This window comes from Phaeobacter gallaeciensis DSM 26640 (assembly GCF_000511385.1).
Lineage (GTDB): Bacteria > Pseudomonadota > Alphaproteobacteria > Rhodobacterales > Rhodobacteraceae > Phaeobacter > Phaeobacter gallaeciensis.
The window spans coordinates 1-21,912 of the sequence record NC_023138.1; the positions used below are offsets into that span (position 1 = coordinate 1).

Annotated in this window: 17 protein-coding genes; 12 read left to right on the forward strand and 5 right to left on the reverse strand. The window is 60.3% G+C overall.

Annotated elements, in window-relative coordinates:
- Window positions 1-72: 72 nt before the first annotated feature.
- On the reverse strand, window positions 73-756 hold the full coding sequence (locus GAL_RS18215; protein ID WP_024099014.1) for a DnaA N-terminal domain-containing protein: 684 nt from the start codon (window positions 754-756) through the stop codon (window positions 73-75).
- 571 nt (window positions 757-1,327) lie between these two features.
- Here GAL_RS18215 and GAL_RS18220 point away from each other — a divergent pair.
- From GAL_RS18220 to GAL_RS18235, 4 genes are all read left to right on the forward strand, one after another.
- Window positions 1,328-2,632 carry an AAA family ATPase gene (locus GAL_RS18220; protein ID WP_024099015.1) on the forward strand — a complete coding sequence of 435 codons (1,305 nt, stop codon included), beginning with the start codon at window positions 1,328-1,330 and terminating at the stop codon, window positions 2,630-2,632.
- Window positions 2,629-3,771: a ParB/RepB/Spo0J family partition protein gene (locus tag GAL_RS18225; RefSeq protein ID WP_024099016.1), complete on the forward strand. Its 1,143-nt coding sequence runs from the start codon at window positions 2,629-2,631 to the stop codon at window positions 3,769-3,771. The genes GAL_RS18220 and GAL_RS18225 overlap by 4 nt, the downstream gene beginning before the upstream one ends.
- Before the next feature lie 107 nt (window positions 3,772-3,878).
- A complete protein-coding gene (locus tag GAL_RS18230; protein WP_155808119.1) occupies window positions 3,879-4,049 on the forward strand; it encodes a hypothetical protein in 171 nt (56 codons plus the stop codon).
- A gap of 158 nt (window positions 4,050-4,207) precedes the next feature.
- Window positions 4,208-5,506, forward strand: a complete 1,299-nt coding sequence (locus GAL_RS18235) for a family 16 glycosylhydrolase (RefSeq protein ID WP_024099018.1) — start codon at window positions 4,208-4,210, stop codon at window positions 5,504-5,506.
- Between the two features lie 22 nt (window positions 5,507-5,528).
- Here the strand turns inward: GAL_RS18235 and GAL_RS18240 are convergent, their stop codons facing one another.
- Window positions 5,529-6,443 (reverse strand): sulfotransferase domain-containing protein, encoded by a 915-nt coding sequence (locus GAL_RS18240; protein ID WP_024099019.1) that lies wholly within the window; start codon window positions 6,441-6,443, stop codon window positions 5,529-5,531.
- 184 nt (window positions 6,444-6,627) lie between these two features.
- On the opposite strand from GAL_RS18240, the gene GAL_RS18245 reads away from it, so the two are divergent.
- Genes GAL_RS18245 through GAL_RS18255 form a run of 3 tightly spaced genes read left to right on the forward strand, consistent with a single transcriptional unit; the run spans window position 6,628 to window position 10,478 of the window.
- Window positions 6,628-7,893 (forward strand): glycosyltransferase family 2 protein, encoded by a 1,266-nt coding sequence (locus tag GAL_RS18245; RefSeq protein WP_024099020.1) that lies wholly within the window; start codon window positions 6,628-6,630, stop codon window positions 7,891-7,893.
- The gene (locus tag GAL_RS18250) at window positions 7,886-9,202 is read left to right on the forward strand and encodes a glycosyltransferase family 2 protein (protein WP_024099021.1); all 1,317 of its coding nucleotides are present in this window, start codon (window positions 7,886-7,888) and stop codon (window positions 9,200-9,202) included. Before GAL_RS18245 ends, GAL_RS18250 begins: the two co-directional genes overlap by 8 nt.
- Window positions 9,186-10,478: an O-antigen ligase family protein gene (locus GAL_RS18255; protein WP_024099022.1), complete on the forward strand. Its 1,293-nt coding sequence runs from the start codon at window positions 9,186-9,188 to the stop codon at window positions 10,476-10,478. Before GAL_RS18250 ends, GAL_RS18255 begins: the two co-directional genes overlap by 17 nt.
- Here the strand turns inward: GAL_RS18255 and GAL_RS18260 are convergent, their stop codons facing one another.
- Window positions 10,479-11,273 carry a hypothetical protein gene (locus GAL_RS18260; protein ID WP_024099023.1) on the reverse strand — a complete coding sequence of 265 codons (795 nt, stop codon included), beginning with the start codon at window positions 11,271-11,273 and terminating at the stop codon, window positions 10,479-10,481.
- A gap of 7 nt (window positions 11,274-11,280) precedes the next feature.
- Complete coding sequence (locus tag GAL_RS18265) at window positions 11,281-13,359, reverse strand: GumC family protein (protein WP_244462804.1); 2,079 nt, start codon at window positions 13,357-13,359, stop codon at window positions 11,281-11,283.
- A 211-nt stretch (window positions 13,360-13,570) separates the two neighbouring features.
- On the opposite strand from GAL_RS18265, the gene GAL_RS18270 reads away from it, so the two are divergent.
- From GAL_RS18270 to GAL_RS18280, 3 genes are read left to right on the forward strand one after another with little or no spacing between them, the layout of a single operon-like run.
- A complete protein-coding gene (locus GAL_RS18270; RefSeq protein WP_244462805.1) occupies window positions 13,571-14,623 on the forward strand; it encodes a glycosyltransferase family 2 protein in 1,053 nt (350 codons plus the stop codon).
- Window positions 14,624-14,627: 4 nt separating this feature from the next.
- On the forward strand, window positions 14,628-15,581 hold the full coding sequence (locus GAL_RS18275) for a glycosyltransferase family 2 protein (RefSeq protein ID WP_024099026.1): 954 nt from the start codon (window positions 14,628-14,630) through the stop codon (window positions 15,579-15,581).
- Window positions 15,582-15,584: 3 nt separating this feature from the next.
- Complete coding sequence (locus GAL_RS18280) at window positions 15,585-16,760, forward strand: glycosyltransferase family protein (RefSeq protein WP_024099027.1); 1,176 nt, start codon at window positions 15,585-15,587, stop codon at window positions 16,758-16,760.
- Here the strand turns inward: GAL_RS18280 and GAL_RS18285 are convergent.
- Complete coding sequence (locus GAL_RS18285; RefSeq protein ID WP_024099028.1) at window positions 16,670-17,728, reverse strand: glycosyltransferase; 1,059 nt, start codon at window positions 17,726-17,728, stop codon at window positions 16,670-16,672. The two genes, GAL_RS18280 and GAL_RS18285, sit on opposite strands and share 91 nt — an antisense overlap.
- Window positions 17,729-17,943: 215 nt before the next feature.
- Here GAL_RS18285 and GAL_RS18290 point away from each other — a divergent pair, with 215 nt between their 5' ends.
- Together GAL_RS18290 and GAL_RS18295 are read left to right on the forward strand one after the other, a co-directional pair.
- Window positions 17,944-19,104 (forward strand): ABC transporter substrate-binding protein, encoded by a 1,161-nt coding sequence (locus GAL_RS18290; protein WP_024099029.1) that lies wholly within the window; start codon window positions 17,944-17,946, stop codon window positions 19,102-19,104.
- A 100-nt stretch (window positions 19,105-19,204) separates the two neighbouring features.
- Window positions 19,205-21,871: a methyl-accepting chemotaxis protein gene (locus GAL_RS18295; RefSeq protein WP_024099030.1), complete on the forward strand. Its 2,667-nt coding sequence runs from the start codon at window positions 19,205-19,207 to the stop codon at window positions 21,869-21,871.
- Window positions 21,872-21,912: the final 41 nt, after the last annotated feature.

Below are 21,912 nucleotides of genomic sequence, written 5' to 3' on the forward strand. Positions count from 1 at the left end.
TTCGATTATCTCACAGCCCCCGAGCCGCCGCTTGGGGGCTGTTTTTCGTCGCGGAGCCTCGTGCGCGCAGCGCTAGGACAGGATCGTCAACTGATCCACATCCGCGTCGATATCATGACAGGCGGCCAGCAGCCGCTCCTGTAGATGTGCGGTGACATAGTTGCCGTGAAAACGGCTTGGGGCGCGCAGGATCAGCCGCCCCCCTGCCCTGCTTTCCCGGGTGAGCGCCTGTATCCATGCCGAATAGGTGGCCGGATCTTCCTGATGCAAAACTGCCTTCGCCAGACTCCACTCACTGCCATCGCTGATATCTGGCGCCGGTGCTGCTGTTCCTGTCATCAAAGGCACAACGTTTTTCTCAGGCGCGTCGCTGCCACGCATCCGGTGATCGAAATCGGGGCCAACTGCCGCCCAGCATCCGCGGGTATCCGTCAGGATACACTCCAGATCAAACCCATATTCCGTGACCCGCCCGCGCGCGCCCTGCCGTTTGACCACCAGCCAGCCAAGGGCGCGCAACTTGGCCATCTCCCGTTTCACCGTGCGTTCATCAACGGACCACATCCGGGCAATCTCGCGTTGCCCGACCGCCAGCTCATTGCGTTGCCAATTATAGCGTGCAGTCATCAGAGTCATGAAACGCAGAACCAGACGCTGGGGCCCCTTCTCCAGCGAGAGGGCATAGGTCCCCAACGCGGTGAGGATATCATATTTTAACGCCGCGGCCTGTCGCCCGACGGGTTTACTGGCAAGCATGGCTGCCCTCTTGTCTCCACCCGTTCTCGGATGGCTGCCTCTATCGTCTCATGTTTGCCATGAGATCCTGTTGATCTTGGTCGCGGTCATATGGTGTTGCTTGTAGCGATTATCGGTGAAGCCTGACCCGAACTCAACGTTTTTAAGTTGGTGTATCTGATTTGCGTCCAGAGATGCGATTCTGTCAAGAGCGCTGTTGTTTGCCTCTCGATCCCAATCCCATTTTTGAATCAAAAATTGGTATTCATGGTATTAGGTGACAGCCTGGGCGTCCCCTATTGGGGTAAAAATGTCCCCCAATATACAGCGGCACTCAAAATCACGTCCCCCTATATCGGCGAAGGAAGCGCCATTTTTCGGCCAAGCGCGGCACTCACCACCGAATCGCATGCGCCCAGAAAAACAAGGGGTTTGCCTATCTTTCGTCGCAAGCGGTCCCCGCGGGGACAGGACGCTCATTCGGACAATAATAGCTTTTGCGTTTTTTGCAAATTCGGCGTAAATGAGTTTCTAGGTAGAAAAAGCGTCCGCTAGATGAATAAGGGCGCGCTACAGAGATTGAGGAGCAGAGATGTTTACCCATCAAGACCTGGCAGACATGCAGGCACAATCGCTGAAAATGCAGAGTTGGATCCGGCAACAGACCTTTTCTCCCAAGATGGAAAAGACGCTGCGGCGGTTCTCCAGCTGGGAAGTGGCGGAGCTGATCTTTAAGGTGAACCAGTCGACCCTGCGCGGTCGCCTTGCCGCCGATCCCAGCCTGCCGCAGGGCCATGTTGAGGAAGACGGCCGCCAGCGCTGGTACTCTCTTGAGGAAATAAACGAGCTGCGTCGCCGTCTGAAGGTGAACCGCAAATCACTGATGCCGGAGCGCCCAGCGGGCAAGCGCGCGCTGCGGGTGGCGATCTCCAACTTCAAAGGGGGGGCAGGCAAATCCACCGTAGCGCTGCATTTCGCCCATGCCGCCGCCTTGGACGGGTACCGTGTGCTTTGTGTTGATTTCGATCCCCAGGCCACGCTCTCCCATTCCATGGGGCTGAGCGATGTGACGGAGGATTATACCGTCTGGGGTATCATGGCGCGCGATCTGGTGCGCGAGACTGAACGCATGAACGCCAGCACCCGTGGTGCGGAGTCCGGGGCTGCCCTGCCCGAACGCCGGCTACCGGAGGCAATCACTGGCATGGGACTTCAGGATCTGCGGATCAGCGACTTTGTCAAACCGACCAGTTGGCCCACGATTGATGTGATCCCCAGCTGTGCCAATGCCGCCTTTGTGGAATTTGCTTCCGCCCAGTATCGGCACCTCAATCCTGAGTGGTCCTTTTTTGCGGCGGTGTCGCGCTACCTCGATCAGCTGCCGTCAGAAGACTATGACATGATGATCTTCGACTGCCCGCCAGCGATCGGCTACCAGTCAATGAATGCGGTTTTTGCGGCAGATATGCTCTATATCCCGTCGGGTCCTGGCTACTGGGAGTATGATTCCACGACCTCCTTCATCGGTCAGCTCTCCGAGGCGCTGGAGGATCTCTCTGCGTTCAATGGCGTTGTCCCCGCGGGGACGTTCAGCTTGCCGAAGGTGTTTCAGGAGGTGCGCTTCCTGTTGACCCGCTATGAATCCGGCAATGATCTGCATCGGGCGATGCGCGACGCATTTGTGAAGGTGTTTGGCGACCGGATGACAGATCATCCGATCGAGATGACCCGCGCGGTTGAACAATCCGGGCGCTTCCTTAGCTCGATTTATGAGATCGACTATCGGGATATGACGCGGGAAACCTGGCGGCGAGCGCGGGCCTCGTTTGATCAGGCCTATATGGAATTCAAGGATAACGCCCTGACGGCATGGGACCAGTTGGAGGATGAGGCATGAGCAAGCGCAGAATGTTCGACATCGATTTCCCGTCGGAGCCAACAGTCGCCAAACCGAAGGCCCCCTCCCCTGCCGCATCGCAGTCGCAACCGGCAACCAGCGCGCCGGAAACCAAATCCGCCTTCCGCTCAGGCGAGGGTCGGCGTGGACCGATGGCCACTGCGATCAGCGAAAACGCCGATGCGTTGCGGACGCGGGCTGAGGTGGAACAGAATATCCGCGCTGAGAATGACCGGCTTGCGCATGAGTTTGTGCGGCTCAAGACGCTCGGCCTTGTGGTCGACCGGATTCCGCTGGATCAGATTTCCACCAGCAAGTTGATCCGCGACCGCGCGGTTAATCGCGATCCTGATCTGCAGGAGTTGAAGGAGTCTATTCGCGATCTCGGCCTTTCCAACCCGATCCGGGTTGAGGAAGACGGCGAGGGCTATCAGCTGGTTCAGGGGTTTCGGCGGCTGTCGGCCTATCGCGCGCTTTATGAGGAAACCGGGGATGAGCAGTATCGCCTGATCCCGGCAGGCCTGGTTGCGCGGGGAGAAACACTGCAAGGTCTCTACCGTCGGATGGTGGATGAAAACCTCGTGCGGCGGGATATCTCTTTTGCTGAGATGGCACAATTGGCGCTGTCTTATGCGCGGGATCCCGAGACCGGTTCAGACTCTGTAGAAGACTCTGTTGCGCTGCTTTATGCCTCTGCGGGCCGTCAGAAACGCAGCTACATCCGCCACTTTGCCGAGCTGCTGGAACTGATTGGGGCGGAGCTGTCCTTTGCCGAAGCGATCCCCCGGGCCCTCGGCTTGGATCTGAAGAAGCATCTTGTGGAGACCCCATCTGCGGTTGAGCCGCTGCGCCAGCGCCTGCGGGACCGGAGTTTTTCCAGTGCAGATGAAGAGCTGTCGGTGCTGCGACAGTCGCTGAAAGCATCTGTATCAGGTGCCAGCGCGATGAGCACGAGCCAGCGCGCGGGCATGGCAAAGACAACGCTGCGCTGTGCTGTCCCCACGGGGACAGTCCGTTGTCTGGCCCGGGACGGCCGGATTGAGATGGCGATGGAACGAGATTTCTCGTCGGTTGATCAGCGGCGACTGGAAATGGCGATCACGGCGTTCTTCGATGCGCTTGACGGTGAGGATATCTGAAACCAACCAGAGGTGGTTGCAGTTCTGACGCGTTGACCGAGGCTGTCCCTTTGAAGGGGGCAGCCTTTTTTCTGGCCAACGAACGAAAATATGAATACATATTAACCATGCTCGCATCGCTGCTGAAGCGAGCCAACCATCATTTGCGTCCCCACGGGGACAAAGGCCACGATACGGTTGCTGTCGGGATCAAACCCGTTGGCACGCTGGGGGATGTGCTGTGTCGTGCCTGCAAGGTCGCCGGAGAGCGGCCTGAGCATGCTGTGCAATTCGACTAAAAAGCAACCCTCTAAAACTGTTCTTGAGTTTGCGTTAAACTGTATGAATGGGGCATTAATGCGCGATAATTAAGGCACAATCCTGCCATCGTTCGCCCCCAAAAACCAAACCCAAGGCAACGCCGCCACAAGCGGCACGAAGGTTTGGAGTGATTGATATGGCATCAACCGATAGCGCGCAGGCAGACGTGACCCCAACGGTGGACCTGCGGGTTCCGGGTCAGGTCCGCGATGACGACGACTGGTTGGTGTCGACTTGGAATGCAGGGCAATCCCGAAATACCAAGTGGTCGCAGGACAATGTGCAAATCAATGCCGAGGGCGCGGTGGAATTACATCTGACGTCTGAGAATGGCGCGGATGAGCGGACCTTTACTGGTGGCGAGATGCAATCCGAGTCCGCCCATGAGACCGGAACCTGGAGCTGGACAGCACAGGCGCCGCAGATGCAGGACGGCACGGTATTCGGGATGTTTCTCTATCAGGAGGACTATCGCAATGACCGCTGGCTGGAGTTTGATTTCGAGTTTGTCGGCGCCAATACCCGTCAGGTTCAGCTGAGCATCCATATGGAGGCCGAAGACGGCAGCCGCGTGCGTCTTGCGGACGGCCCGGCGGGGCCACTGGTGGTCGATCTTGGGTTTGACGCGGCGGCGGGGCTGCACACCTATGAGATTGAGTTGACCGGGACAGCCGCGATTTTTCGGGTGGATGGCAAGGTTCTGGCCAATCTGAGCGAAGCGGACATGCCGGGCGGGCTGTGGTATTCCGGCGCGGTCAAGAGCTTTGCTGACCTTTGGGCGGTGTCTGACAATCAAACCGCTTGGGCGGGTATACCCGACCCGGACGCACCGCCCTTGGTCGCGGTGATTACAGATGTGTCCCTGCCGGGACAGGAGCGGGACGGCACGCCCAATTTCGCAACGGAACAGGCGGGGACCGATCAGGCAGAGGATTTGTTTGGCGGCGATGGCGCTGATCTGATCCATGGGGGCGCCGGAGCGGATCAACTGGTCGGGAACAGCGGCGCAGATCATCTTTATGGGGACAAAGGCCGTGATATTCTGCGCGGTAAGGGGGGCGATGATTTCCTATTTGGGGGGCGTGGCAAGGATCGTCTGGCAGGTGGCAGTGGAGATGATCAGCTGGACGGAGGTCTTGGCCGAGATCAACTTCGTGGTGGCGCTGGAGCGGATGTTTTCATTTTTAGCCCGGAGGGGCCAGCGGACCGCGTCAATGATTTTAGCCTGTCCCAGGGGGACGTATTGGACCTGACGGCGTTTGGCCTTGAGGGGGTGGATCAGATCCGCTGGCTTGATGGCGCGCGGGGGCGCGGGACACGGGATCTGTTGCAGATTGAGGGTGAGGATGGCTGGGTGAATGTCGCCATGGTTGATGATCGCGCAGAAGCTCTGACGCTGGATCAGATGATGGCTCAGGATGCTATTTTGTTCTAGACATATGTGTACATTACTCAGTTTACCCGGTGACCGCGGCCCAGCTTTCCCAGGGCAGGCTATCGCGCCCCAGTAGGGTAGGGAGCTGACGCAGGTCATCTGCGAAATAGGTCCGCAGCGTGGTGATATCGCTGTCCCGGAGGGGCGGCACTACATCCCGCATATTCTGGCTGTTGGCGCGCAGCAGCGCGGAGACGGGGCCGGTTGATTTTACCCGCGCCAAAGTATCCTCCAGCCCGATGTTGCGAAGCTGCTCACCGCCCGCGCGCAGCACCCGGCGCAGGGTCGGCAGGCGAGGGCGGTCACTCTCGTTCCGGCGTTCGTGCAGCACCGGTGAGACATGGCTGTCGTCCAGCCCGGCAAAGCGATAGACCTTCTGCGCGGCGGCAACCGGATCCGCGCTGATTTCCTCTGCCAGCATCACCAAGACACGGTCGCGGCCAAGGGCGGCCAGCCAGCGGCCCAGATGCTGGCTGTACAGCCCCTGTTCCAGATAGGCTGGATTGTTGGCCAGCCCTTCATGAAAGGGCAGGGGAGGGATATGCCCCTTGATCACCTCATGCAGGTGATTGGAGTAGGCACGGGCCACCGGGTCACGCAGCAGGCAGACAATCTTGATTTCGGGATCGAAAGCGTTCAGGCGGTCGGGGCAGCGCGGGTCGTAGAAATAGGAGGGGGAGGCCTCGAACCTGACGGGCTTGTCGGCGCCATGGGCAAAATGGCTGCGATACCACTGATAGCCACGATCGAAATAGGCGCTGAAGAAATCCAGTTCCTTCGGGTCAGACACGGCGGCGTCCGGATGGGCGCCAAGGGCAGCGTGGATGAAGGTGGAGGCACATTTCTGCGCGCCGATCCCCACCAAGGTTGGACCGATCCGCGAAGGTCCCGCATTTGTCTGGTGGTCGCGCTGAGGCGCTGCGGGTGTGTCGGTCATGGCGGGTCTTTCCGAAGGGGCGGCAGTTGCGCTGTGGCGTCTCTTGGCCGTCAGTCTTAGCAGTTTGATGACACCGTGCCACGGGAAATGCCCGCCGAGCCATGATCCGGGCAGGTCTGCCTTCGGATCTGGTCTCATTGCGGGACGGCGTGTTAGACATGTTCGGGGCAGAATGGGCAGGCTAATGCAGGAACCGGCGGGGCAGGGGCGGTTGATTTCGATCATCATGGCCAATCATCAGGGCGCGCGCTACCTGCGCGCTGCGCTGGCGTCTGTGCTGGCGCAAACTCACGATGACTGGGAGTTGATCGTGGCGGATGATGGTTCCAGCGATGGGTCGGTTGAGATCCTGCAAGACGCCGCTGCGCAGGACGCCCGTGTGCGGGTGCTTCTTTGGGAAAAACCAAGCGGTCCAGCAGCGGCGCGGAATCGGGCGCTGGCTGTTGCGCAGGGGGCGTGGCTGGCGATCTGCGATTCCGACGATATCATGCACCCGGACCGGCTGCGGCGCCTTCTAGTGGCGGCTGAGAGGCTGGGCGCTGATGCGGTGGCCGATGATATGATCCATTTTGCAACCGAGCCGATGGCGGCGCCGCGCAGCGTGTTTGGACCGGAGCCGCAGGAACTGCCGCGCGAGATCAGCCCGGCAGATATGCTGCGGGTGCCCGAGCCGGGGGAGGCTGGCGCGCAGCTGGGCTATATCAAGCCGTTGATCCGACGCGAGGCGCTGGGGGCGCTGAGCTATGATGAAACGCTAACGATCGGTGAGGATCAGGATCTCTATCTGCGGCTGTTGCTGCGGGGGGGACGTCTGTGGCTGTTGCCGGAGGCGCTTTACCTATACCGGCGGCATCCGCAGTCGCTCTCTCATCGCTCCAGCCGGGCGCATATCGAGGCGTCGCTTGCGGCGCTGGAGGGGCTGAGTGATCGGTTAGAGTTCGATCAACACACTGAAATAAAAAATATTTTAAACCAACGGCGGCGGGTTCTACAGCGTCGGTTGTCCTTTGAAATGCTGGCAGAAAACTTGAAAGAACGGCGTTTGGCATCTGCTGTGGGACAGGTGTTGCGGGACCCTTCTCTGGTCTCGCAATTGGCGCGGGTGGCCTTGGCCAAGGCACGCGGTCCCAAGCCCGGCCAAGAGGCTGAACGGGCATTTGATGCATCAGCGGAAGTTGTTCATCTGGTCGGGCCTGATGGGGCTAGCCCTGCGCTGAGCGGTGACAGTGCGGGGGCACGGATCGCGGTCCCGATGCCGGAGGAGGATGGCAGCCACAGCGCACTTTGGGCCGATCTGTGCCATCGTGCATCACGGGGCGCGCTGACGCTGACTTATGGCGACGTTGCGGGATTGTCGGCGGCCTGGCGGGTCCCGGCGGCAGTGCATGTCCGCGCGCGCGGGCCTGTGGCGTCTGATCTCCCGCCGCCCAAGGGCCAGCGCGATGGCTGACCGGCGGCCGCAGGTTTCAGTGATCATGGCCAGCCGCAATGCTGCGGCGCATCTGCCCTTGGCCATTCGGGCGGTATTGGCGCAGACCCTGACTGATCTGGAACTGATTATTGTTGATGACGCCTCTGAGGATGACAGCTGGGCGGTGATCCGCGCGGCGGCGGCGGCCGATCCACGTCTCCGGGCGCAGCGACGACCACACAGTGGCGGTCCGGCCATCGCCCGCAATGATGCGCTGGCGCTGGCGCGCGGAGACTGGATTGCCATCTGCGACAGCGATGACAGCCAGCACCCGCGACGGCTGGAACTGATGCTGAACGCGGCGGGGGACCTGGCGGCGGATGTGGTCGCTGACGATATGATCCTGTTTTCCGAGCAGCCTATGGCACGGGGCGCGACGATATTGGGTCAGCACGCCCCGAAACTGGCCCGGATGCTCAATTTGAAAGATCTGGTTCTGAGCGGCGTAGATCCTGAAGGTATCAGCCATATCGGATATCTCAAGCCACTGATCAGGCGCCGTTTTCTGAGCGAGTTGCGCTACGATCCACGGCTACGGATTGGAGAGGATCACGACCTCTACCTGCGGCTGGTGCTGGCTGGCGCGAAGATGTGGGTGCTGCCAATGGCGGCCTATCTTTATCGTCGTCATGCGGCCTCAACCTCCTATCGCAATGTGCCGGGGGATCTGGCGGCGCAGGTTGATGTGCTGGACGATCTGGTGAAGCAGGCGGGCAACGAGGATCTGGCTGCGCTGGCGCATGTCCGTCGACGCGCGTTGGTGCGGCGTCATGCGCAGTTGGAGCTGGCACGGGATGTGCGGGCGGGTCACTTGGGGCAGGCGCTGCGGCGGGCTGTGATGCGCCCTGATCATCTGCCCTGGCTGGCATCGGTAGTGCGCAATCGGGTGGAGCTGAAAGTGCAGGCTGCAGCCTCGCGCCTGTGGCGACGACCGCAGCGCTGGCGACTTGAGGGCCGGGACGGTGGGGGAGGGGCGGTGCGCCTGCCAACAGATGATCGCGGTAACCTGGACCTGAGTGCAGCTGCCGCTCCGATTTGGGCGCGTCTGTGCTGTGCAGCCTCGCGCAGGCAGGTGGAGGCCGAGGCGACGGATGCGCTGGGACAATCGGCGCTCTGGATGGTGCCGGCCCTCCGGGCACTGGCACCAGAGGCATCCGATGTTGCCAATGGGACGCGGGCGCAGGGCTCCGCATGTGCTATGGCTGGATTGGCAGACAGGGAGCGGGTAGCGGTGGAAAGCAGAGGACATCAACAGCACAGCGCAGGACGAGATGACACTGACGGTTGAGCCACATCAGGACCGACAGAGGCAGTCCGGGCCGGTGTCGGCATCTGTGCTGCGGCGCGGGGCAGGGCGTTGGTGGCTGACGCGGGGCCATCTGCATATGGCCTATCTGATCCTTGCCGCAATGTCGGGCACCGGGGTGGTCTATCGGCTGGGGTTTCAGTCACCGGGCTGGATGGCGCTCTATGCGCTGACGATCCTGTGGTACCTGCGCGACTGGCGCCAGAGCGCGGCCATTCTCTGGCAGTCCTGGCCGGTGCTGATGCCCTGTGTGATCGCCATGGCTTCCACCCTGTGGAGCGTCAATCCGCCGGTCACCGCCTATCGCAGCTTTCAGCTGACGATGACCACACTGATCGCTGTGCGCATTGCCTCCGCCATACCAGCCCATCATACGATGATTGTGGTCAGCCTGACCTCCGCCGTCGGGGTGGCCTTGTCCTATCTGAACTCCATCGTGACGTTTCTGTCGCCAGCGTTTCATCCCAATGGTGCGCTGAAGGGCATCTATATGCATAAAAATTCCCTCGCCAAGGCGACGGTGAATGCGGCGCATGGGCTGGTAACGCTGGGGTTCTACTGGCGGCTGGCTATAGTGGGCATGCTTGCGGCAGTGCTGATGATCCCCGTGCTTGGCATGGCACAATCGGCTGGTGCTTATGTGACCTTTGCCATTCTGGCGATCTATGTGCCGGTATTGTGGATTCGCCGCTGGGGCGGGACCGCGCGGCGGGTGGCGCTCTTGTTTTCGCTGATGGTGCTGTTTCTGGTGCCGCTCGCGATCTATATCTCAGGCATTGACGCGCTGGGGCTGCTGCTTGAGCGTTTGGGGAAGGACAGCACCCTGACCGGGCGCACGGTGATCTGGGCCTTTGGGCTGGAGGAAATCGCCAAAGCGCCAATTGGAGGCGTTGGGTTTGGGGCTTTCTGGTCGGTGCCGTCTTATGCGCGACTTTATATTGAGGCCTATGTCGATGAGGGGCTTTACTGGTTCCACAACAGCTATATCGAGCTGATGGTCGGCAATGGCCTGTTGGGGGCGGTGACCTTCTTTGGTTTGTTGATCGCGGTCGTGATCCGCTGTTTCCGCTGGTATCTGCAGGACGGTAGCGTGACCTCTGGGTATTACCTGTTCTACGTGCTGATCAATCTGGTCGCGGCGCTGTCGGACAATGTGATTTATAATGAACATTCGATCCGGCATATGCTGATCGCTATGGCCTGGATCTATGCCGGGCGGGCGCTGGGGTGCTGGCGGGATGTGCCATCCCGGATCTGATCAGGGGTGGGGGTCTGCCCCAGTTGGTGCGTCGTGGGGTGCCTCGTCAAGCGGCAGGCCCATCGCCGCCTCAAGTGCCGGATCAAGCTGAGCCCTGATCCAGGCACGGTCATCCGGTGTGATTAGCTGGCCCGGTGTTTTCGGTTTCACATCGCGATTGGACCACGACCAGCCATAATGCCCGGTCGGCACCTGAAGGGAGATCCGGCGGGGCACCGGGCTTTCGGCGGCGATACGGGCGATGATCTCGTCCGGGTTTTGGCTGATGGCCGCGTGGGTGGTGTAGAGCACGCGCGCGCCGCGCTGTGGCAGGGACAGTAGTGCTTCGGCCTTGGCCTGCCGCAAGGCCAGCAGATTGGCAAAAGGCGCGCCGGTGATCGGATGCAGATCCTGATTGAGAGGTTGGCCTTTGCAGGGTCTTGTCTTGGGCAAATCAAACCAGCCTGGCACGTCGATTTCGCTGCGCCATTCGGCGCGGATGAACTCGGAGAAGGCGAGATCGCGCAGCTCAGGCACGCTATGCCACGGCTTGCCATACATGCTTTCGAGCCATTGGAACGGGTCACGGAAGATCACCACATAAAGCACATCCGAGGGCAGGGCGATGAGGTTGGGGAACGCGTGTTTCCACATGTCATAGCGCGGCCGTGCGGCTGCAAAATTCTGCTGGATCAGCTGGTCAAGGAAATTGGTGCCGGAACAGCGTTCTCCCAGGACCTGATAGTTCAGGACCGGTTGGCCAAGGCCGCGGCGACTGGCCATGCGGGCCTTGCGCAGGAGGGCGGTGAGCTGCATCCAGCCCTCACCCGTGATAATAGCGGTCGCGGGACCGTTTGGTCGCCCCGTAGAGCGGTTTTGCAGCGGCTTTCACCTTGGTCAGGACGATACCATTGGGGCTACGTCCGCCCTGTTCCAGCGCGCGCAGCGCATCAATAAAGACCGCCTGCCGGGTGGTGTTCCACTGTGCCAGAAGAATCAACAGATCCGCGTGTTGGCCGATGATCCGCGCATCAGGGACCACAGAAATCGGCGGGGTGTCGAAGATGATGATATCCCAGTGGCTGCGGGCGACTGACAGCAGCTCCGTCAGGCCGCCTTGGCTGAGGAGATCTGCCGCACTGCCGGAGACGCTGCCGGCAGGCAGGATATCAGCCTGTCCCAGCACACCCGGCAACACGGCGTCTGCCAGGTCACAGCGCCCGGATAGCACGTCGAACAACCCCGGTTTGCTGTTGCCATCCGCCAACGGGTCCGAGAGGTAATGACGGCGCAGGTCGCCGTCGACCAGCAGCACGGATTTTCCGATCTGCGCCATATTATGCGCCATCGCAGCGGACAACGTGGATTTGCCGTCGCCGCTCTCAGCAGAGGTGAAGACAACCACTTGCGGCGGCACATCGCCCCGCGCCATCAGCAGCGTGGTGCGCAGATTGCGGATGGCCTCGCCATCGCGGGTCTGAGGGCCAAGCGCGCTGGCTTGTTCGGGGCGGATTTTCTGTGAAAACTGATCCAGGACAGCGATCACTGGCACCGATGTAAGCCCTGCGATCTGCGCTGCGGAATGCAGACGTGCGCGGGAGAGTTGCAGGACCACCACCAGCACCGTGCCAAGGAACCCGCCGAGAAAGACTGACAAAATCAGAATTTGGCCCTTGTTCGGCAGGGCAGGGCGGTCGGGGGGAAACGCGCGGGAGATCACCCGGCTGTCGGCCCGCTGCAGGCCGATTTGCATCGATGTTTCGCGCAGCCGGTTCTGAAAATTCTCAAACAACAGGCGGCTTGCTTCGGCGTCACGTTCGGCCTGCACCACTTCGGTCAGGGCATCACTCTGGGTGGCGATTGTGATCTCCAGATCGGCCATAGAACGCCGGATCGCCTGCTCCTTTGCTTCGGCCTCGCGCAGGTCACGGGTGAGTTGTGCCAGAACGCTCCGCCATCCGTCCTGTGGATTATCCGCCTGCGCCAGAATGGCACCGTAGCCATTGCGCCGGGCAGCCGTGCGCTGTTCTTCCACCGTTTGCAGTCCGCTGAGTTCGGTCTGCAAGGCCTGTTGCTCCGCTACCTCTGCGGCCCGTTCCTCCAGGGCGCTTCGTAGTGAAATCAGGCGGTTTTCCAGACCGATCAGCTGCGCCGGGCTGGTGACGTCGGCCTGCGCACGAATATCGGCGACCCGGCGCTCGTTCGCTTCCAGCTGGCTGCGCAGTTCTGTCACCCGCTCCGCCAGCCAACCTGTGGCCTGTTCGGTGACATTCAGTTTCACCGCCACCTGATTTTCGACATAGTTATCGGCAAAAGCATTGGCGATATCCGCCGCCTTGAAGGGATTCTCGCTCAGCACCCAGATGGAAAAGATATAGGTATCCGGGATGTTCACGACCCGCGTATTGGCCAGAAGAGTCTGGATGACTTTCTCACGGACGAAGGCAGGATCGGGGGTGAGAGTGGTATCATAGACCTGCATCCCGAGGATGCGTTTGATCATGTCCTTGAGCGCTTGCACCGGATTGAAGCCGGGATCGCGCAGCCTCATGTTGAATTCCGGGTCAGAGATCAGATTGAGCCGATCGACAACCTGTCCGGCCAACTCACGCCCGCCGAGGATATGGACTTCGGTACGGATCACCTCATCCGTGGCGGAGAGGCTGCTGACCACGCTTTCGATATCCACCACCTTCTCGTCGCGGGTGTCGAGCACCAGCTGGACTTCTGCTCCATAGAGCGGCGTGGCGGCGATATAGGCGCGCCAGATTCCAACGATCAGACCGATCAGCACACAGGCTGCGATGACCCAGCGACCGCGCCAGATGATTGCGAAAATGGCACCGAGATCGAGCACTTCCTGACCGTCATCAGCGGCAAAGGACGTCTTAGGCGTGGACACGTTGGTTGACCCCATCGTTGTTGGTTTGCCCACGGCCGTCCCTGCGCTGCGCGACGCCGCAGAGGTGGCAAGTAGGTGGCAGCTCCAAGTTCATCAGACTGCGCGCAAAAATCAATCTGTCGCAGCATAATCAGATCCGCTAGACAGGTCCATAACACGGAATGGAACAAACACCATGGGCAGCAGCGGGCAGAACGGCAAAGAGGGCGCCATGAGCGCCAGCACTGTGTCTGCGCCGAAGGATGCGCGTATTCTGGTTGTTATCCCGACCTTGAATGAAGCGAAGGCCATTCTGCCCTGCCTTGAAAGCCTGCTGCGTGATCCACTGCTGCGCGATCCTGCACGCGCCACTTTGGTGGTGACCGATGGCGGCAGTACCGACGGGACACAGGACATCGTCCGGCGCTACGCTGAGACCAGCCCCATCAGGATTCATCTGCTGCATAATCCCGACCGGCTCCAATCGTCGGGGATCAATCGTGCGGTAGCAGAGCATGGTTGTGGCTTTGATCTGCTGTTGCGGTGTGATGCCCATGCGATTTATCCGGCGGATTACGCCACTGCTCTGCTTGCGGCATTTCGGTTGGCGGAGAATGCGGTGTCGGTTGTGGTGGCAATGGATTCTCAGGGGACAAGCAGCTTTGGCAGGGCGGCAGCCTGGGTGGTGGATACGCCGCTCGGGTCCGGCGGGGCAGCCCATCGTGGCGGGCGCGCCTCAGCCTATGTCGACCATGGCCATCACGCACTGATGGATCTGACCTGGTTTCGCAGGGTGGGGGGGTATGATGCTGCCTTCAGTCACAATGAGGATGCGGAACTGGACTGGCGGTTGCGCGCTGCGGGGGGGCGGATCTGGCTGGCGGGTGATGTGCGGCTTGTTTATGTGATGCGCAGCACGCCGGCAGCCTTGTGGCGTCAATATCAGAATTACGGTGCCGGTCGCGCGGCGACGCTGATCAAGCATCGGATGCGACCACGGTTGCGGCAGATGGTGCCGGTGCTGAACCTCATCCTCTGCGCTGCGGCGCTGGCGATTGCCCCTGTCTGGCCAGTCGCGCTGCTCTGGCCGTTGGTCTATCTGGCAGCGGTTCTGGCGGTAACGGCGATGGCTTGTCTTCGACTGGGGGCCATTGGGGTTTGGTCCGGGGTGGCTCTGGTGGTGATGCATATGGCCTGGGCGCTTGGGCTGCTGCGGACGATGATTGGGTTTGGTCTTCGATCTGCGTCGGGCCAAGCGAGCCAGACCCAACGGGATGGAAGATGAGCGAATGACCGAGCGGATCTCAATCCTGTTATGTACTTATCGGCGCCGCAGCGTTGTGGAGACGCTGGAGAGCCTGGCCGCGCTGCGTGCTCCGACGGGATACACGATTGATATTATCGTTGCCGATAATGACGAGGCTCTTTCATCGGAGCATTGGGTGCGCGGAGCGACAGCCTCCTGGCCGGTCAGTTATATCCATGCGCCTGCGCGCAATATCTCTGTCGCGCGCAACGCGTGCCTCGCATTGGCACGCAATCGACAGTCCGATTGGGTCGCCTTTGTCGATGACGATGAGGTGGTGCCCGCCGATTGGATCGAACAGCTGATGCGCCGGGCGGTGGACACCGGTGCAGATGTGATCTCGGGCCCGGCAATCGCGTGCTACCCTGCGGATGCACCGGATTGGATGGTGGATCAGGACTGGCACAGCAATTGGCCAGAGCTGCGCGGTCCCATGCAGACCGAAACAAAGCAACCGCAAACCGCCCATAGCTGCAATGCGCTGATGCGATTTGCCGGTCAGCTCTGGGAGGGGCAGGTGTTTGATCTGGATCGCGGGACAAGTGGCGGAGAGGATACGGCCTATTTCTTTGCACTGTCGCATATGGGTGCCCGGTTTGCGATCTCTGCTGAGGCGCCGGTTTTTGAAGACGTGGCACCAGAGCGGTTGCGTCTGGGGTGGCTGGCGAAACGGCGGTTTCGCATGGGGCAGAGCTATGTGTCTGGCGCACCCGGATCACTGGCGCGGATACGGCTGGCAGGTGCTGCGATGGCCAAGGTGGCCTATTGCGCCGGTGCCGGGCTTATTGCTTTGCCATCCGAGCAGCGCCGCAATTTTTGGCTGTTGCGTGGATTGCTGCACCTGGGGGTGCTTGCGGGGTGTTGTGCTTTGCCACAACCCAAAATCTATGGCGACCGCGCGGATCGAGAAGCTGCGTCCAAGCGGGTGCGGGGCTGAGCCATGGCGCGGCTGGTCTGCTTTGCCTCTGATCTCACTGATGTGGCCCAGCTGCGGCGGTTGGCGTCATTTCAGGCGCTGGGACATGAGGTGATCTCGGTCGCGTCGCGCAAGGGAGCGTTGCCGGAGGTGAATTGGCAAAATATTGATCTGGGCGAAATTGGCCAGCATGGGTTGCTGCGACGCGGGCGGCTGGCGCTGGCCACGGCACTGCGCGATCCCCGGCTGGTACCGCTGGTGCAAGAGGCCGATCTGCTGGTCGCGCGCAATGTCGATATGCTGGCGCTAGCCGCCGCCCTGCGGCTGCGTAGTGGCGCTACCGCACCCATCGCCTATGAGGTGCTGGACATCCATTCGCTGTTTGAGGGCGCGCGCCTCAAATCCAGAATGGCCCGCTGGGGCGAGCGGCGTCTGATGGCGGGGGCGGAGGTTCTGTGGCTGTCATCGCCCGGATTTCACGACGGGTATTTTGCACCTGTTCAGGGCTATTCGGGCCCTTGGCATCTGGTCGAAAACAAGATGGTTGTGCCCGATGACATGCCACGTCCTGTGCCAACCAACTGTGTGCGCAGCGGTGAGGCGCTGCGGTTGGGCTGGATCGGTGCCATCCGCTGTCGCCCGAGTTTTGAGCTGCTGTTGCGCGTAGCAGAACAGATGGGGCAAGCCGTTGAGGTGCATATTCACGGCAAGATCCACGACCATGTGCTTCCAGATTTTCACGCCCGGATCGCTGGCCTTGGCAATGTGATGTTCCATGGGGCCTATGCTTACCCCCAAGGTCTCGCCGCCTGTTATGACAGTTGCGATGTTGTCTGGGCGCAAGATCTCTGGCAGATGGGTGATTCCTCGCGGAGCGGGAATTCCGATTTGCTTCTGCCCAACCGGATCTATGAGGCGGGCTGGCATGGCTGCCCGGTCATCGCGCTGTCTGGGACAGAAACCGGCCGCAAGATCGAGGAGACTGGTCAGGGCTGGACCTTGCGGACCGCAGACACTGAGGCGCTGATCGGGCTTTTACAGGATCTGACGCCACCGAAGATTGCCGCCACTCGCCAACGGATCACCGATCTGCCGGAAACGGTGTTCCGTCAAACCCCGGCAGATGTGGTGGCGCTATTGGCCTCGGCGGGGGTAGAGCGATGCAACTCCTGGGCGTCACCGTCGAAAAGCGGTGCATAAAGCGACATGAACCGCTCCCCTCCCCGCTGCAGGGACAGGGTGTCGAGCACGTAGTCGCGGGGCCGGTAGCTGGGGAGAGCGCGCCAGAACCGGTCGAATTGTTCTTCGATATTGTTGATCTGAAACCGGCGCCCGCAGCGATCGTCGAAGTAAGGCACCGAACTTGGGGTCACTTCACCTTGTACGAGCGCGCGCTGGGAGGGATCGACCAGCTCTCCCTGATCCCAGGCAAAAACCGGCAGATTGGCCGACATGGCCTCCTGATAGGCCAACCCCTGCGTCTCATGTTCGGTGCAAAACAATAGTGCACGGCTGCGACTGACCAGATCGCGGTATTGCGCGGGGGTGTGGTTCCCGTAGTCCAGTTCCCGCCAGCTGAGGCCACGGGCGCTCAGAATATCGCGTAGTGGCTGGATCAGGTCAGTTTCACGAGCCGTTTTCCGGCGCCAGCGCACCTTGTTGTAAAACAGCACATCAATGGATTTGGTCGCGCCGGACATATCGGGCCAGGCATCTGTATCGATCCCGACGAACATCGGTGCAAACTGGGCGCGGGTCTCAATCGGATTGAGCTGGATGGGCCAGGTTGATGGATAGGTCACCACCTTCAGGTTCAGTTGACTGCGAATCGCCGTAAGCTCCGTCGGGTCTGGAACCCGGCCAGGGCCGTAAATAGCGGGGTTTTGCAGCCCAAATCGTGCAAGTGGTGGGAGATATCCACTCAACCCTATGGGGTGGTTCGGGTGCCTGCGCGCAAAGCCAAAGTCATTTATCACGACGTCGTGGCCTAAAATTCGCAGGCTTTTGGCGAGGTTTGTGAAGGCAACATAGAACCCGGTGCGGGGCTGCGCTCCCTTTATCAACCGATACCCATAGCGCAGACGTTCGCGCAGATGTGACAGGTTTTGCCCGCCCGGGAAATCATAGGCCCTAAGGTCGTAGCCATCAAAAAACAAAGGAATTTTCACGATGGAGGGTCCTGTATTTTTGACCGGGGATAGAGCGCGACCAACCTAACAGCGGTCGCGGGCGACGTCGACGGTTTATGCGCGCTTTGGGGATGATGGCGTCTGACGGTCGTTAAAATGCGAGTGGTATTGTGCGGGATTTTTTCTGGCGGCTGGAAGCTTTGTTAACAGCTAGGCCACAGGCTACTGCGATGTATTTGAAGGTGGAGTAAACGATGTTGCTAAGAAAACTAACGACTGCGGCGGTTCTGGCTCTGGTGGTGCCATCGCTTGGACTGGCTGAGCAGGGTGTCTCTTCGACTGAGGTGCGCTTCGCACAGGTTGCTGCGCTTGAAGGGCCGGCCGCGGCTCTGGGCCAGGGTATGCAACTGGGACTGGAAGCGGCTTTTGCCGAAGCCAATGCCGCGGGCGGTGTCCATGGGCGCAGCATCGTTTTGGAGAGCATGGACGACAGCTATGAACCGGATAAGTCTGTGGCGCTGGTCAAACAGGTGATTGCGGGTAATCAGCACATTGGCCTGATTGGGGCTGTCGGAACGCCGACCGCTTCAGCGACGCAGCCGATTGCGACCGAGGCTGGGCTGCCCTTTATCGGACCCTTCACCGGCGCGGGTTTCCTGCGTGATGCCAGCCACGGGAACATCCTCAATGTGCGGGCCACATATGCCGCGGAAACTGAGGCCTGGATCGCCCATCTGGTTGATGAGCAGAACATGAAGTCGATCGCGCTGCTGTATCAGGATGACGGGTTTGGCCGTGTCGGCCTGTCCGGTGTGACCGCTGCCCTGGAAAAACGTGGCATGACGCTGGTGGCCGAGGGGACCTATACGCGCAACACCACCGCCGTGAAAAAGGCGCTGCTGACCATTCGCAAAGCAAAACCGGATGCGGTGGTGATGGTCGGGGCCTACAAGCCGGTTGCCGAGTTCATCAAGTTATCGCGCAAGCTGAAATTCAACCCGACCTTTGTGAATATTTCTTTTGTGGGTTCGGATGCCTTGGCAAAGGAATTGGGCGACGCGGGTGAGGGCGTCATCATCAGCCAGGTTGTGCCGTTCCCATGGGATCAGTCGCTGCCTGTCGTGGCGCAGTATCAGGCAGCCCTGAAAGCCGTCGACGCTGATGTAGACCCGGGGTTTGTAACACTGGAGGGATATCTGACCGGGCGTCTGGCGATCCGTGCTTTGGAAGACGCCGGCGCGGATCTGACGCGTGACAGCTATCTCGCGGCCATGGCAGGCCTGCGTGATGTGGACTTTGGCGGCGTAACCATGCGCTTTGGCCCGGATGACAATCAGGGCATGGACGATGTGTTCCTGACACATATCACCAAAGAGGGTGGGTTTCAGCCCGTCGTCGCGGGTGGTGAATCCTAACGCAGCAATTGGTCGAGGCATATTCGGTGCCTCGACTGCCCTGCGTCTGTCCGATTGTTCGGGCAGAGCCTAGTAGTTTTAATGACTTACGGGACTAATTATGACGACGCAGACACGTAAACGCGCGACACGGCGGTGGAATCCGTTGTCCAGTATTCGCGCCAAGATGTTCCTTATCCTGCTGGCGATGGCGGGTACTTCGGCGGCGATTGGATATGCTGTGACACAGGCGTTTGAGCAGGTGTCTGCTGATGTGCATGTATTGACCGAGGACAAGCTTCCAGAGCTGGAGCTCAGCGGTCAGATGACTGCTGCTGCCGCCCGGACGAAAGACGCAATGGTTGCGGTTATGCTTGCGGACACGCCAGGCTCGCTTGACTTCGCAAAAAGCGATGTCACCGCGGCGGTCCGGGCGCTGGATGGTGTGGTGGAACAGCTGCCGCAGGTGCTGCGCGATGAATTCAAACCGGATGTTGTCATGGTTGAGGAGGCGCTGGAAGCCTCGATCACGGCGCGCACCGTCGCGTTTAAGAATGCCGCAGCGGTGATCGCCATGATGGAACAGCTTCAAGGCTTGAGCAGCGCCATGCAGGTCACCCTCGCTGAGATGGCGGATCACGCCTACTCGAACCTCTCAAAAGGTGGCGAACAGACGATGTCCGCAGTTGACGCAACATTGGTTGATCTGGTCGAGGTCAAATTCGCTACATTGCAGTCTTTGTTGCAGGCGCGGGCGGAGATCAATCTGATCTCTGGCATTGCTCTGGCGATTGGTGAAACCGAGGACCGTGCGATGCAGTCGATCCTGACGGATTTAGCAAAGGCGTCGGATGGTCGCCTGAATGATGTCATCGATATTCTGGAGGTTGAGGCACCCGGTGTGGTGCCGATCTTTGCCATTCGGGATGCCGCTGCTGTCCTCCAGAAGGCGGTGTCGCGAGGGCGGCTTCAGTCCAATGCCCTGCGCCAGGAGGTGCTGAGCGCCCGCCTGTCCACTGATACGGAACTGTCGACCGCGGTCGATGACATGGTATTTGAGGTGACATTGGCGGCTGAAGATGCCAGCGAAGACAGCAAGAAAGCCATTCAGGGGCTGCTGACCAATGAAGTTGGCTTTCTTAATACCCTGCTGGAGATCAACACCTGGATCAGTAATTTTCAGGTTGCCGCACTGGATGTGGTGACGGCGCAGGGCATTCCGCAGACCCGTGCTGCTGCGGAACCGATGGAGCAAGCGGCGGCGGCTCTGGCTGAGTATAAGACATTTGACGATGGGCGGCTTGCAACCCAGCTCAATGAAATCATCACTATGGCAGACCCAGATCAGGGGTTGGCGATTTTTCGCATTGCGTCGCTCACCGCGGATGCGGATGCCACCAAGGAGGCAAATGCTACGGCCAATGCAGTCTTGCAGATTGCCAGCCGCGCGTCCCTTCTGGGATCGGGCAGCCGGGGCGAGATTGCCTATATGGCGACGGATATTGCGACTACAGTCGATGCGGCACACGCCAATATCGAGCGGTTGCTGATGATGGCCGCCGGGCTGTTGGTCATGGCATTGCTACTGACCCATTGGCTGGTTCAACGTCCGCTGAATGCCATCAGTCGCACCACCGAACGGCTTGCGGATGGTGATCTGAGCCCGATCAACGGGTTTGATCGTACCAGCGATGAAATCTACCGGATTGCACAGGCTCTAACGGTATTTCGCAACGGTCTCGTTGAAAAAGAGGCGCTGTCCAAAGCCACAGAAGAGGAGCGGGCCGCCCATCAGGCTGAGCAGACTGCTGCAGTCACAGCTATTGGCAATGGTCTGGCACGGCTGGCGCAGGGCGATCTCTCTGCCCGGATCACCGAAGAGCTGACAGAGGGCTATGCGCAGCTGCAGGCCGATTTCAATCTGACGGTTGAAACGCTGAGCAGAACTGTGGTCGATATGGTGGATGTGGCTTCGTCCATACGCAACGGTGCGGATGAGATCAGTCAGGCTTCTGATGATCTGTCGCGCCGCACGGAAAGTCAGGCTGCGACGCTGGAAGAAACCGCCGCCGCATTGGATGAGCTGACCGCCAGCGTGAAATCTGCAGCCGATGGTGCGCGGTCTGTTGAGGCCACCACCCAGGATGCAAAGAGCGAAGCCGTAAAGAACGGCAGCGTCGTCAACAGCGCAGTCTCTGCCATGACCGATATCGAGGAGAGCTCCAAACATATCGCGCAGATCATCGGCGTGATTGACGATATCGCGTTCCAGACCAATCTTCTGGCGCTGAACGCCGGGGTTGAGGCGGCACGTGCCGGCGATGCCGGCCGCGGCTTTGCGGTTGTGGCCTCCGAAGTGCGGGGGCTGTCGCAACGCACCTCCGAGGCGGCGATGGAGATCAAAACGCTGATCAGCGAAAGCTCGAAAAAAGTCGACTATGGTGTCGAACTGGTGGGCAAGGCGGGAACTGCGCTAAGCGATATTGTGACCCAGGTCGGGCAGATTTCGCAGCAGGTCTCCGAGATTGCCGATGGTGCTGCCTCGCAGTCGACCGGGCTGCATGAGATCAACATCGGCATGTCGCAGCTGGATCAGGTGACCCAGCAGAACGCGGCGATGGTTGAGGAATCCACAGCGGCCAGCCATATGCTGCGCGGCGATGCGACCAAGCTGGCGGAGCTGGTATCAAACTTCACCGTGGCGGAGGAGAATGCATCGGCTGCTGCTGGGGAGACTCAGCAGGATGGATGGGATGAGGATCCCGACGACTGGCAGATGACCGGGTGACGATCTCCGCTGTCGGCCTGTTCGACCTTCTGGCACCTGCA

Coding starts and splice junctions, on each gene's coding strand:
- GAL_RS18225 (WP_024099016.1), top strand. CDS start 2,629: ATGAGCAAGCGCAGAATGTTCGACATCGATTTCCCGTCGGAGCCAACA.
- GAL_RS18260 (WP_024099023.1), bottom strand. CDS start 11,273: ATGCAGCTCACCGCCCTCCTGCGCAAGGCCCGCATGGCCAGTCGCCGC.
- GAL_RS18295 (WP_024099030.1), top strand. CDS start 19,205: ATGACGACGCAGACACGTAAACGCGCGACACGGCGGTGGAATCCGTTG.
- GAL_RS18235 (WP_024099018.1), top strand. CDS start 4,208: ATGGCATCAACCGATAGCGCGCAGGCAGACGTGACCCCAACGGTGGAC.
- GAL_RS18230 (WP_155808119.1), top strand. CDS start 3,879: ATGCTCGCATCGCTGCTGAAGCGAGCCAACCATCATTTGCGTCCCCAC.
- GAL_RS18215 (WP_024099014.1), bottom strand. CDS start 756: ATGCTTGCCAGTAAACCCGTCGGGCGACAGGCCGCGGCGTTAAAATAT.
- GAL_RS18280 (WP_024099027.1), top strand. CDS start 15,585: ATGGCGCGGCTGGTCTGCTTTGCCTCTGATCTCACTGATGTGGCCCAG.
- GAL_RS18255 (WP_024099022.1), top strand. CDS start 9,186: ATGACACTGACGGTTGAGCCACATCAGGACCGACAGAGGCAGTCCGGG.
- GAL_RS18245 (WP_024099020.1), top strand. CDS start 6,628: ATGCAGGAACCGGCGGGGCAGGGGCGGTTGATTTCGATCATCATGGCC.
- GAL_RS18240 (WP_024099019.1), bottom strand. CDS start 6,443: ATGACCGACACACCCGCAGCGCCTCAGCGCGACCACCAGACAAATGCG.
- GAL_RS18270 (WP_244462805.1), top strand. CDS start 13,571: ATGAGCGCCAGCACTGTGTCTGCGCCGAAGGATGCGCGTATTCTGGTT.
- GAL_RS18220 (WP_024099015.1), top strand. CDS start 1,328: ATGTTTACCCATCAAGACCTGGCAGACATGCAGGCACAATCGCTGAAA.
- GAL_RS18250 (WP_024099021.1), top strand. CDS start 7,886: ATGGCTGACCGGCGGCCGCAGGTTTCAGTGATCATGGCCAGCCGCAAT.
- GAL_RS18275 (WP_024099026.1), top strand. CDS start 14,628: ATGACCGAGCGGATCTCAATCCTGTTATGTACTTATCGGCGCCGCAGC.
- GAL_RS18290 (WP_024099029.1), top strand. CDS start 17,944: ATGTTGCTAAGAAAACTAACGACTGCGGCGGTTCTGGCTCTGGTGGTG.